At 66.6% G+C, this 13,341-nt stretch carries 8 protein-coding genes; all 8 read right to left on the bottom strand.

What is annotated here, in order from left to right:
* On the bottom strand, window positions 1–8,357 hold an 8,357-nt coding region (locus AC1DJN_RS15605; protein WP_478039428.1), incomplete at its 3' end, for a two-partner secretion domain-containing protein.
* Window positions 8,358–8,625: 268 nt separating this feature from the next.
* A complete protein-coding gene (locus AC1DJN_RS15600) occupies window positions 8,626–9,669 on the bottom strand; it encodes a FecR family protein (protein ID WP_081794581.1) in 1,044 nt (347 codons plus the stop codon).
* The gene (locus tag AC1DJN_RS15595) at window positions 9,666–10,196 is read right to left on the bottom strand and encodes an RNA polymerase sigma factor (RefSeq protein WP_235189972.1); all 531 of its coding nucleotides are present in this window, start codon (window positions 10,194–10,196) and stop codon (window positions 9,666–9,668) included. The genes AC1DJN_RS15600 and AC1DJN_RS15595 overlap by 4 nt, the downstream gene beginning before the upstream one ends.
* Window positions 10,193–10,846: an STN domain-containing protein gene (locus AC1DJN_RS15590; protein WP_152543314.1), complete on the bottom strand. Its 654-nt coding sequence runs from the start codon at window positions 10,844–10,846 to the stop codon at window positions 10,193–10,195. The genes AC1DJN_RS15595 and AC1DJN_RS15590 overlap by 4 nt, the downstream gene beginning before the upstream one ends.
* Window positions 10,847–11,497: 651 nt before the next feature.
* Window positions 11,498–12,127, bottom strand: a complete 630-nt coding sequence (locus tag AC1DJN_RS15585) for a hypothetical protein (protein ID WP_235189971.1) — start codon at window positions 12,125–12,127, stop codon at window positions 11,498–11,500.
* 32 nt (window positions 12,128–12,159) lie between these two features.
* Window positions 12,160–12,528 carry a hypothetical protein gene (locus tag AC1DJN_RS15580; protein WP_282279539.1) on the bottom strand — a complete coding sequence of 123 codons (369 nt, stop codon included), beginning with the start codon at window positions 12,526–12,528 and terminating at the stop codon, window positions 12,160–12,162.
* A 113-nt stretch (window positions 12,529–12,641) separates the two neighbouring features.
* Window positions 12,642–12,929, bottom strand: a complete 288-nt coding sequence (locus AC1DJN_RS15575) for a hypothetical protein (protein ID WP_051585062.1) — start codon at window positions 12,927–12,929, stop codon at window positions 12,642–12,644.
* Window positions 12,930–13,090: 161 nt separating this feature from the next.
* The coding region (locus AC1DJN_RS15570; protein WP_478039426.1) for a hypothetical protein at window positions 13,091–13,341 on the bottom strand (251 nt) is incomplete at its 5' end.

Genomic DNA, 13,341 nt, shown 5'->3' with positions numbered 1-13,341 from the left:
GCATTGAGCACAACCGTTCCGTACGCCGCCGGTGCATCGCTGACACCGAGATCCATGCGCGCGCCAGCGGCCAGTGCCAGCAGCCCATTGCCCGAATCCAGTTCGATCACCGCACGGTTCGGTGCTTCGATCACCTGGCCGTAGCTGTCCCGGCGCAGCACGCTGCCATGCGCGTCCAGCACCGCAGCGGTGCCCAGGCTGAGGCCGTCGCGGGCGGCCAGGCGGATGCTGCCCACCTGTTCGCCACTGGCGTCGATATGGCCCTGCACGGTCAGATGGCCGGCATCGACCGAGACGTTCACCTCGCGCGCCTTCAGCCCATCACCGATGACCAGGTCGCCCTGCTTGAGCTGGAAGCTGCGGCCACCGAAGACCTGCCCCGCGTTGAGACGCGTGTTGAGGGCGGCGAAGTCGTCGATGTGCTGCGCACGCAGATCGAGATAGGCACTGCTGTACGGCACCCAGGTGCCGCCGGTGTCGTAGCCGCCGCTGCTGCCACCCAGCATCTGGCCAGCCAGCGATACAGTGCCAGCGCCTGCACCCAGCGCGCTGGCATTGAGCCGACCGCCGCGGTTGTTCACCGCCGACAGATCGATGCGCGAGCCCGCCGCCTGCACGATGCTGCCGGCCTGGGAATCCAGGGTGACATCACCGCCCCAGCTGTAGCGACTGACATCGAACATGTCGATGCGGCGCCCGGCAAGGTCCAGCTGCGCACCATCGCCCAGGCGCACGTCATCCTGCGCCGCCAGCTGCAGCTTGCCGCTGGGCAGCTGTACGCGGGTATCCAGCAGCAGATCGCGGCCGGCCTGCAGTGAAAGCTCAGCGCCCAGCGCCGCTGCCGGATCGCTGGCGACCGCATTGCCGCCCTGCGCTGCGACCACGGCGATGCGGCCACCGGCACGGATGCGATTGATCGATCCGGCTGCGCCGGTGAACAGCGGGGTGCTGATCAGCAGGTCACCGCCGCTGTAATCGAAGGCCTTGGCCTGCCCGTTCCAGGCGCCCTGCGATTGGTACACCGACAGGCTGCCGATGTGATTGGCGCTGATGCGATCGCTGGCGTTCAGTGCAACCGTGCCGAAGCCCAGCGTCTGCCGGCCATGCATGGCCACGGTGTCGGGCTGGGACTGCTCGGCATAGCCGAACAGGATCTGCCGCGCATCCACCTGCAGCTGGCCACTGCCTGTACCCGCGCCACCGGCAACAACATCGCCAGCCGGAYGCGCACTGCCGTTCCAGACGAGGGTATCGGTGCGGATGCGGGCCACTGCATCGGCATCGCCCTGGCCACGGATGGCGGGCGCGGTCAGCACCAGTTGTCCCAGCGTTGACTTGCCGCTGGCATCGAGCGTGGACAGCTCTACCGAATCAAAGAAGTTCACCGCATCGCCGGCCGTCAGCACCAGCTTTTCCAATGCAGGCGCACCGGTACTGGCATCGCCGCGCAGCAGGCGATCCAACACCTGCTGGTTGAGGGTGAGTCCAGCCGGCAGCAGGCCCTCGGCGGCCATCCGTGCCAGCGCATCAGTACTGCCAACGTTGATGTTGCCAACGGCCAGCACCAGGTTGCGGGCGCCGTAGCGCGCACTGTCGGCCAGCTCGAAGCCCGCCGTGGTGGCGGCGGTGAGGGTACCGCCTGCGTACAGCGTAGCGGCACCGCTGCAGCTGCGGTCGGCACCGCAACCACCAATCAGGATGTCACCCTGTCCATAGCGCGCTTCGGTGCTGGTGCCCGGTGCCAGCATGTCCAGCCAACCGTTGGATACCGCCAGCACCGCCGTGGTGCCGGGGTCGAAGATATAGCCAGCGGTCGAATCCCACGCCGCCGCGCCCTGGCCGAGCGTCGTGATGGATGCGCCCTGCTCCACCGTGATGCCACCTTCGCGCGCACCGGCCACCAGGAACACCTGCGCGGCCGACAGCTGCGCCCCGCTGCGCAGCACCACCTGCGACGACGCCTGGCCGTTGCTGCCGAACCCAAGCTTGTAGGCGTCCTGGGTGATGCGGTTGGCCTGGAACACCGACGTAGGCGTCCCGCCAATCGTCATCGTGTTGGCCCCTACCGCGTTCAGCGCATCGGCATGCACCGACAGGCCGCTGAAGCCGTCGGTGACCGTACTGCCGGGCGCCAGCACTTCCAGCGCACCTGGGCTGCGCACAACCAGCTCACTGCCGTAACCACCGCTGGCGGCTACGCCACGCACGCTGCCCGGCGCGATCGCCAGCGCATGCACTTCGGGTTTGTCAGCCTGGCGATTGGAAAGATCCAGCGTCAGCCTGCCRGCATCACGCTCCAGCCGGGGCCGCGGTGCACCGTCACGCTGCGCCCAGGCCAGGCCGAACTGCGCGTAGCTGGTTTCGTTGTATTGCGAGTACTGCCGCAGGGTGTCGGCGGCAGTCACGATCACCTGCGAGGTCAGCGCATCCTGGATATCGGTGCCGGCCGTGCTGAACCGCGCCGCCGTGCTCCACGAGCCGTTGCGCATCGCCGTGCTGGCGCCGAAACCGGCCTGGCTGCTGGCCTGGCCATTGAGTTCCACCCGGAATGCACCCGGCAGCAGCGCGTAGGTGGATGGCAGCAAGGTGTAGGTTCCGGCCGGCAAACCCGGCACACCCGCGCCAATCTGGATCTGGCGGCCGATGGCCGGATCACCCGCGCCCTTCTCCGCTGCGATCGGTGCGGCATCGGCCTGTGCGCCGGGCACGATCGCATAGACCGGATTGCTGGACAGGCCAGGCAGCACGAAGCCACCGCCGTTGGCATCGATCTGCACCAACGGATGCAAGCGTGCATCGGTGGAACCGCCACGCCCGCTCAGGAACGCCGCGCCACTCAGCTCACCGCCGCCGGACAGGTCCAGCACCGCACCAGCCTGCACATCGATGTTCTCGCCTCGCAGGGTGACACCGCCGAACTCGTTGCCGCTGACACCGATGCCCTTGTAGACCGCATCCAGGCCGTCATGCACATAGGTCAGGCCATCCTTGGTACCGCCGTAAGGCATGCGCAGGCCCGCGCCGCTGACAGACGTCACGCTGCCCGGCAACAACTGCACGCGGCTGGCCAGTCCGAAGGTGCCGCCGTCGGCCTGGCCGATCAGGAGTTCGCCCAGCGGTGCGCGGACCACGCCACCCTGTTCGATGTTGGACGACAACAGCCGCAAGGTACCGAACGCCGCCAGCGGTGCAGCCGGCAGCGCGTCACCACTGCGCTCCACGCGCAGCGAACGTGCCGGGTCGTACACCACCTGGAACTGACCCCACTGGTCGACGGTGCCCATCTTGCCGGCACGGATCTCAGCCACCGCCTGGGTGGCGGGATAGATCTGGCTGGCGGACAGCACCAGGTCGCCCACCGTATCGATCGAGCTGCGGTCGCGCACCTTGGATTTGAGCAGGCGCAGGTCACCCCTGCTGCGCAGCTCCACGGTTTCAAAGCCATCGCGCTGCACATTGATGGTGCCAGCGCCCTGTGCCAGCTTGCCGGAAGTGCCGAAGGCCACCGACTCGATCACATCCAGCACCCCTGCTTCCACGCGCAGCGTAGAGGCATCGCGCAACGCAGGCAGGCGCTGGATCTCGGGCAACGGCAGGGTGTGCGCATCCTTCGCACCACGGGTGTTGCCGGCCAGCCGTACATACGGTGCGGCCAGCGCCACCTGCGCGCCGTTCCCGCTGTGTTCTGCCAGGCTGAAATTGCTGGCGGTCAGGCGCAGGCCCTGGCTCATGGCCAGGTCCACGCCGTCGTTGAAGCTCATCACGCCATTGACCAGCAGGCCCAGGTTGCCGAAGCCTCCGGCCTGGATGCGGTCGACGCCAATCGCGGCGCGCCCATAGACCAGCGCTGGATCGCGCTGGCCGGGTTGCAGCGCAGCAGCCAGGCCACTATCTGCCTGCTGCTGGGTCACGCTGAGTTCGCGCAACGAGCGCACGCGATCGTCTGGATTGCCGGCCAGCAGATAGTTCGGTGCTTCCAGTGCCACCGACAGGGTGCCGCCGGCGGCACCGCGCCCACCGGCAGCTGCACGCAGGCTGCCCTCCAGGAACAGGCCATTGAAGCTGGCCAGGTGCAGCACGCCACCATCGCCGGCCACGTCAGTCGCCCCTTGGCCAGGCACATCGAGCGTGGCACTGGCACCGGAGGCATCGAGGCGTGCACCGGGGCGCACCACCACGAATGCGTCCACACCATCCACGCTGGTGGCGTTGGCATCGTAGCGGCCTCCCAGCTGGATGCGGCCGCCATCACCAACCTGGCCGAAACGCTGGCCACGTGCATCACGTTCAACCTGGGCCACGCCGGAAACATCAAGCACGGCGTGATCGCCGATCCACAGCGAGCGGTCGTGGCTCTTAGGCGACGCGGCGATCTCACCCAGCCCCATGTCGAGGATGTCGATGCGCCCGCTGTGGGCCTGCAACGTGCCGTCCACGGTGATCTGGCCATTGCCGGCCAGACCGATGCTGCGCCCGTTGTCCACCTGCAGGTGCGCACCCTCGCCGATCGCCAGCGTTGCCAGCGCGCCCATCGTGCTGCCTGCACGCAGCTGCAGGTCGGCCCCCTTGCGCTGCTGCAGCGTCGCCTTGGCAGTGTCAGCGCTGAATTCCGGTGCCAACCATTCCTGCAATGCCTCGCCGGGCGCGCCGCCACTGCGCAGTGCCCGCGCATGTTCCAGGTCCAGCTGCAGCACCGGCATGCTCACCCGCAGGTCGGCGCCGGGTGCCACCGCCAGGCTCTGCTGGCCAGTCACTTCATAGCGCGCGAAGCCCTGCCCGAACAACTCGCTGGACAGCTGCAACGGGCGCTCTACCGCCACATCCTGCGCCAGCACGTTGCCGGCGCCGATGCGCGTGCCGGCGGCGAAACGGATATCGGTCGGTGCCACGCTGCCGGCTTTCAGCGTTGCCGCCGACGGCAGTACCCGGATGCCCTGCGGAAACACGTCCGCCGGCACCGCATAGTTGATCGGGAAGCCACCCTGGAAGCCGGTGATCTGGGTAACGACGGTGCCCGCCGCCAGGGTCGGCGGCGGCGTCCATGCGTTCACCGTGAACGCGCGCCCATCCAGCGTGCGCAGGATGTAGGAGTCGGCGTTGGCCACCGGCTTGGGTGGGGTCCAGCTCGCGCCCAGGGTGAGGTGGGTTTCCGGGCGGGCGGGGTCCACCACCGGCTGCGTGCCCAGCGTCTCTCCCGGTTGGGCCTGTACGCGGGTATAGGCATAGTCGACCGGCAATGTGCTGCCCGCCAGCACCTGGAAGGTGTCGGAGGTGAGCAGATCGATTGGCGCGCTTTCGCCCGCGCGCAGCAGGCCGTCGCTGCCGGCCACCTGTCCACCGATCACCACCGCCTTGCCCGATTGCAGCCGCAGCGTGCCGCCGCCCTTGACACCGTGGCCACGCAGATCGCCCTGCAGGCTCAGCTGACCCGCCGCAATGCCGGCCACCGGTGCTTCCTCCAGCGCGTTGGCGATCAGCGCGATGTCGCCGCCGCGACCGCCACGCAGGTGGTCGTCGGCCTGCAGCGCTGCGCCCGAAGAGGCATCCAGGCGTGCGCCGCGCGCCACCAGCACATCCTGGCTGCTGCGCAGCTGGATGCTGCCACCATCCACATAGGGCATGCCCTCGATGCCAAGTGGCTCGGTCTGCAGGTTGCTCCACAGACCACGGGTATCAAGCAGCACGCCCTCGCCCAGCAACGTGCGTGCACGGCTGTTGGCAGCCACTGGAACCAGCGCACGATCGAGCCAACCGGTACTCTCGCTCCAGCCGGGCACGATGTTGCCCAGCGCGATCGCGCCACCACGGGCCACCAGATCGGCATTCACCTGCACCTGGGTGGCATGCAGGCCCAGCGAACCCCCTGCTGCCATCTGCAGCGCCTGGTCCACCACCACCGCATCACGTGCGTAGACCTGCAGGCCCCCCAGCGCCAGGCTGTTCAACCACGCCGCATCCAGATGCATGCCGGTGCTGCTGTCACTTTCTGCAACCGGCACGCTGCCGATCTGCACCTTGCCGGTCACGGCCGAMGGTGTGTAGCGCAGGCCGTGCGTGCCCTTGTCCTGCACCGCACGCTGCTGGCCGATCACCAGCTGGCCATTGCGGGCCACTGCCGTCTGCGCCTGCAGGTAGCCATCCAGATCGATCTGGCGGGCATTGATCTGGCGGTCGCCCTGGAACGTCGCGGTTTCGATGTCGCCCTGCAGCTGCGCCGACTGCGTGGCCACGATCATCCGGCCCGCATCGCGACCCACCACGTAGCCGTTCTCCAGGCGCTGGCGCGCACCGATCAGCGGGTTGTAGTGGTATTCGGTAGTGCCCCAACGGGCGTGGCTGCTCTCGAAGCCCTTGTACAGGCCGGTGTACAGCAGGTCGCCCGGTGCGGTGGAGGCGCTGTACAGACGGCCATCGGCTCCCTTCAGGTGGGTCTGCTGGATATAGCCGGTCTGCACGTCCAAGGTGCCGCCGGACAGGTTGATCTGCGAGCCCGCGCGCGTCTGCAGGTTGCCGCCACTGAACTGCACGGRGCCACCCTGCGCCGACCATTCACCGATACCGTGACCGGTAACGCCCAGATAGCCGCCCACTTCCAGCAAGCCCCCGGCGGTGTACCAGCGATCGGCCTCGTAACCGTTGGTGCCCGCCGGCACCAGGGTCAGGTCGCGCCGGTCCAGCCAGATGTTGTTGCTGCTGAGCTTCTCGCCAAGGCGGTTGACCGGCGCATCGCGCTGTTCGTTGCCCTGCACGTTGATCTGGACGTTGTTGGCTTCCATCGCGATCTTGACGCCGACATGGCCGGACACGTCGATCCGCGCGCCCTGCTGCAGCTCGGTGCTGCGTGCATCCACATACACCTGGCCGCCGGTGGCCAGGGTCAGGCTGTCCTTCGCAAAGCTGACATCGCCGGCCGTATCGATCTGCACCAGTGACTGGTCGCGGCGATGCTGGATGCCATCGCCGGCCTTGTCCGAGTCCAGCACCAGCGTCTCGCGCTGCACATCCAGCGCGGTGGTGGCCGAGTCGTCCAGCACGATGGCGGTGGTGCTGCCCTGCGCCAGCTGGATGCTGCCTTCGGTGTCACTGCGCTCATTGCGCAGATGGATGGTGCCGCGTGCATGCACCGAACTGGTGGCCACCAGCGTGCCGTGCTGCTGCACTTCATGACCAACCAGGGTGATGTCGCCGGTGCTGGCCTGCACCAGGCCGGTGTTGCTGACCACGCCTGCCGCAGCGTCCACCGGCATGCCGGCCGCTGCAGGCGCGCGAAGTGCGGTCACCACGTTGCCACGGGTGGTGGAGGTCAGGTTCTGGTCGGTGCCCAGACCCTTGCGGATCACGAACGCATCGCCAGCGGCCAGCACGGTCTGCCCGTTGGCGCTGCTGATCTGCCCATGGTTGCTGACCTGCCGGCCGAGCAGCAGCACATAGCCACCGCCTTCGGTAACGGTGGTAGGCGCATGCGTGGTGATCTGCGCACCGCGCTCGACCACCACATCACCGGTGGCTGCCGCATGCGCGAAACTGTTGGCGCTGCTGCTCAGTTCGTTGCCGAACGTGGGAATGAAAGCCGTTCCCTGCGCATCGCTGTACAGGCCCTTGCGGAACTGCGCATCGCTGATGTTCACCGCCGAGGCCGCCAGGTTGCGCACGTTCACCTGGCTGCTGCCGTCGAACACCACGCCATTGCGGTTGACCAGCATCACCGTACCCTGGCCCTGGATGCGGCCAAGAATCTGCGACGGCCGTGCGGACGGATCGTTGATGCGGTTCAGCAGCGACCAGCCCGCCTGCTGGTCGAAGTCGACCACGGTGTTGCGGCCGACGTTGAAGGTTTCCCAGTTGAGGATGGCCTTGTCGGCCGTCTGCGTGATGCTGACCGTGGTGGTGCCGTCCTTGCTGCTCTGCACCGGACCGCTGGCGTTGGACCAGCCTTTGGTCAGCGCATCGTCGTCGATCTTCAGGCCACCCTGGCCCAGGCCATCGGGCACCTGGCTGACGCGCAGTCGCGCCGCATCGCGGGCACTCTGCTGCAGGCGCTGCTGCATTGCGATGGCCTGCGCAGCAGTGCCGAGATTGTCCAGCGAGGTCTGCAGCGTCTCACGCGCCTTCTGCGCCTGTGCATCGGTGCGCAGCAGATTGGACGGCATGCCGCTGGGCAGCCGTCCGCTCTGCGCGGCGGTCTGCTGCTGTGCGCCCTTGTTGGCGAACCACGCAGGGCTGAAGGCCTGTTGCGCCGATACTCCGCCCACCATGCCGCCTGCCATCAGCAACAGGGCAATGGCCTGCGCCAGCGGCTGCACCTGCGGTGCCCGTGCAGCTGCGCGCATGCCCAGATCGTTCTGCTGCTTCACCATCGCCATCACCCGTCGCAATATCGTTCGCTGATAAGGGCAAGCACATGCCGTAGCGGCACTCCATCGGCGCACCCCCAGGAACAGGAGCCAGCCTGACGCCGCATTGCGTTGCGCTTGTTACGGTGGATAAGACCGGGTTGGATGGCAGCGACTGAACCGCTGCAACAAAAATTTCATCTACAGATGACGGCCTGTCGGTCAGCACTGCAGGTGTCATCGCAACGTCATGCAGGCGTGTTGTGATCGCGCGCCCGCAGGATCCGCATGCTCAGCCCAACAGCACCACGTCGCCGGGCATGCTGACAACACGTGCGCCATAGGCATCGCGTACCAAGTCGATGAAGGTATCGATGCGCTGCAACGAAATACGGGCCTGCACACGGCGCTGCGACAACGTGCTGTCTGCGATGACGATGCGCCCGGTGCGGTAGCGGTTGATCTCTTCAACCACCTCCGACAGCGGCTGGTCATCGAACATCAACCAGCCGTGTCGCCACGCGTCGACGCGTTCGGTGGGCACCTCCCCCACCGAGGCAATGCGCGCGCCATCCAGCCGTGCCTGCCAGCCCTGCTGCAGCACCACTGTCCGCGCGCCACGGGCAAGCGCGGCGGTGCCAGCCAGGCAGGTCACCCGTACATCCCCACCCACGCAGCGCACGTTCACCCGAGCGCCCGGGTCCAGCGTCACCCGCGCGCCCTCCACCTGGATCTCGAAGCCACGCCGTGCCCACGCAGGTAGCGCGAATTGTGCCTCGCCCTGGCTCAACTGCAGTCCGCGCGCATGATCGTCGGACCGTCGCAGACGGGTGCGTGTACCCATCGCCACCGTCACCCCCTGGATCTCCARCTCGCGGCGCTCACCGGTGGCGGTGCGGTAGTCCGCGCCCAGTGCCCCCAGCTCCGGCCACAGACCCAGTGGCGAACTGGCCGCCAGCCAGCAGCCACCTGCCGCCGCTGCGACTGCGCCGCCCAGGAATGCCCTGCGCCCCATTCGCGCGCGGCTGCGCGGCCGAGCAGGGCTGCCGGCATGGGCAGCTGGCGGCGGACTTGCCACCGGCTGCTCCTCACGGGCCACAGGCGCCTGTTCTGCCTGCGCACCCGTAGCCTGCAGCGCCGGCCCCAGCGCCTTCCACAGCGCGCGTGCCTGTGCAAACGCAGCGGCGTGGCGCGGGTCGAGCCCCCGCCATCGGCGGAAGGCGTCGGCGTCGGCTTCACTGACTGCCGCACCGTTCAGGCGCAGCAACCAATCCTGTGCCTGTTGCCGTACGTCTGCCGGCAGTGGGGAGGCCACATTCGTCTTCATATCAGTCATGACGGTTTTCCGGCGCCGGGACCGAACCGTTGCACCAACGGCCGGTCCAGCCGTCCTGCGCAGTGCTGCAGGGCCTTCTTCAGCTCCTTGCCGATCATCCGCGCCGACACCCCGTGCTGCAGGGCAATGGCCTCGATCGGCAACTGCTCGATGCGCGCCGCCACCAGGATGGCGCGCTGGCGCTCGGGCAGCTCGCGCAGCGCCTGCTCCAGCTGCGCCATTTCCACCTGGCCGAACGTCACCGTGGCCGGATCCAGATGGTCGGCGGTCTCGTCCATCAGCGCATCCAACTCGGTGCCGGTCAGCATCCGTGCGTGGGCCTGGCGCTGGTCGCTGGCGGCGTTGATCGACATGCGGAACAGATAGGCCACCGGGCTGCGCTGCGGCACGATATTGCCCATTCGCTCGACGCGCAGCCAGGTCTCCTGCAATGCATCCAGCGCCAGGTCGTCCGAGCCCAGGCGGCGGCGCAGGCGCTTGCGGAAGGCCTCGTAGTGGTCCAGGAACAGCCCGCGGAGTGCCGTCACAGTGCCCCCCTGCATGGCGGCGTGCGGCCCGCAGCGTGTGGCAGCAACAGCAGCGTCACCGGTTGCGGCAGGTCCGCCGGCAGCCCTGGCATGGCCAGGTCGTCCAACCGCTGCAGAATCGCGGCATCACGACGTGGGTCGCCGCTGCTTTCCATGACATCGGCGCGGCTCACCCGATGGTTGGCCGGGTCCAACCATAGTTGCAGCGCGACCCGATAGCCGCCCGGGCGCGTCGCGCGCGCGCCGCACAACGCTGTCTCCAGTGACTGCTGGATGACACGCGCCGCTCGGCGCCGGGACGCGGCGGGGTCTGTTGCAGAGGGTGTGCCGGCATTGGCTGGGCCTGCACCGCTGGACGCCGGGGTCTCACCCGCTACCAGCGTGAACCCGCCACCGTCGACAAAGCGAGGGGCCAGGCCCGTGCCCTGCAGCAGCATCTGCAGCGCCGGCAATGGCGCATGGCGTCCACTGACTGCCGTCGAGCGCAGGCCGCCCAGCATGCGGGCATCAATCAGTACCGCCACCCCTGTGGTCTCCCCATACACCTGCAACGCCTGTGGCAACGGTTGGGCTGGAATGTCGAACAGGTGGGTAGCCCCCTCGGGCGCAGCGCCCGCGCCGGCCCAGGCCAGCAGCGTCGGCGCCAGCATCCATGCGATGCACAATAGCCAGGCAACGCCGCGGATGCAGCGATCACGCCTTCCCGCCCGCATTGCCGGCCCCCCGTCCTGCGCTCCGGTGTCATCAAACTGCATGCAAGACACGCCAGCATCACAACGCCAAGCCGGTCACGTTAGGTCGGCTTCATTGCAACTTGGTGACACCCATGCATCTCTTGCGCTGGCTTGCTACGGGCGTCTTTCTGCTGCTACCGCCGCACGCGTGGGGCGGCCCGGCAAAGGCTGCGCCTAGGACCGCGCCCGCGCTCACGGCCGCCGACGCTGCTTGTATCGAACTGGAGGTCAACGGCGAACGCATCCCCGACTACGCCTGCATGAGCGAACGGTTGATGCCCGCCTCGCGCAAGCCCATGCCTGAGATGCCGGCGTCCGAGCAGCGGGTGCGGCAGGCGCCAACCGCGCTCGGTCTGGCCCATCGGGCTGCCGCCCAGCAGAGGATGGGGAATAGTTTTGGGATCTCCACGCGGCCTCAGCGGCCGATGGCACCGCCTCCAGCACCGCCGACAACGCGGCCGTGAGGTGGGGAATGCGGTATCGCTGCCGGACGGAATGCTGACATCACACATGTGGAACCAGCGCGCCCAGGGACGGTGGCAGACCGCCGCTCGACTCTTCAGCGCACTACAGCGCCGCCGAGCATCTGCCGAACACGTTGGCGGGCTTCTCCCGCAGGCTCACAGCAACCACCCGGTGCTTCTGCTCGCCGCAGCCCCCCATGACCCCATACATGATGAGAAGTCCCTTGTCGTTGACGTAGCCGATGAACGTGCCATTACCTTCATCCGAAGCGGTCCTGACGAGATAGACGCTCTCCCCGGGGGCTGGCTTCAGGCCACTCAACGGCAATGATCCGATCTTCCCTTCAACCTCTGATGCCGATACTGCGACCAGTGAGTTCTTCAACATCCACTCCGCTATGGCGGCTTCACTATCCGCATCAAGCGTGGAAATGCGGTCAAGCGGCAGAGTCGTTGAATTGCCAGGGAAGATCGCGTCGGATGAAACATCTACCCAGTCCGAGCTCCATTCTGAACGTTGAAATTTGTTGATGCTGCACCCGCCCAGCATTGGCAAGACCAGCAGCGCTGCGCGCAAGATGCCAGCCACCGGCCCTTTGATGATGTCCCTTGCTGGGGCACCTGGAATCTCCCTGCGCTTGCCGCGCCACAGAGCGGCCAGATGCCCGCTGGTGGGCGGACCCACCCGAACGGAATCACTCGCCGATACCCGGCCACGGTGCGTCTCATGCATGCCATGCCACTCCTAATTTTCCACACCGGACGTCACTGCGAGTCTATCCGCCAGCCCAGGGCCAGGATGTCGAGTGAGCTGGCAGTGGTGCAGGTTTCGATGCGGAAGCACTGAAGCCTTGGCAGCAACACACCCGAGGCCGCCCAGCGCCGTCTGCCATCGGCCAGTAGCTTGCTGTCCTCATCGACATATGCGCGGTCGATCGTGTCCTCACCCAGGACACCGAAGTTGAGCGCCAATCGTGCGCCGCGGCATTCAAGGAACACCACCCGCGCATTGCGCCCGTCGGGCCAGCGCACGTGGACCACTACTTCATCCTGGTTGCCCGGATTGCTGCGGTCAACGGACACCGCAACCAAGGTGGCGTCCGACCAGGGCAATGCGTTGAACTCAAGGATCATGCTTGGACGCCTTCATCTTGGCACGGGCGTAGCTTCGATCTGGCTTCACCTTGTCACAGCGGTTCCTCGCGCATGTATCACCATCGCTGGTACGTGGCATAGCAGAAGCGCAGCTACACAGAGCGCGGCATCGCCATCCATTGCTGCTCCATGTAGGCCCATATCAGCGGAAAGTCCGCGATCAGCCCGATGAATTGCGTATATAGCAAGAACAGAAGATACACGCCCATTGATGGGCGTGAACGAAGCACGATCCCACAGCCTCGACAGAGCTTTTTCGGCCGGCGCGCGAGCGCCGAAAGGATCGAAAATCGCTGCCGATCGGCGACGCACATGGGGCAGGCAAAGGTGAACAAGCGCATCAGACACCCTCTATGCCGTTCCGCACGTTCAACCATCATGTAATTTCCTTGCTACGCGCCCGGGGACTGAACACACAGCGGTACCAATAGGCGTCACTGCGCCTAAACCAAGTCGAGAAGGCAGTGTCACCTTTGCAGCGTCGGCTCAGCTGCACCGCACTCCGCACGGGTACATACCGTAGCGAACTAGAAGCGCGTCGCTAAATGCTGAGTACCATCTGCAACCCGTCCTCCAAAACGATCTTCGCGCGATCGAGGTCATGTCTAGAGATGGAGACCGACGTCAGCCCAACAGCTCGAGCGATCTCGCATTGCGAAAAGAATGAGTCGTACGTATCTATCATATCGACGTGGAACATCTTCCGTGGAGCATTTGCTACTACCCTGAAAAGATCAGTCATGAAGTTCCAAGCATCAATAACAGCATCTGGGCTAACTCCAACTCCCGAAT

The sequence above is a fragment of the Stenotrophomonas sp. 05L414_2 genome, from assembly GCF_056397905.1.
This window is presented reverse-complemented; position numbering and strand designations above follow the sequence as displayed.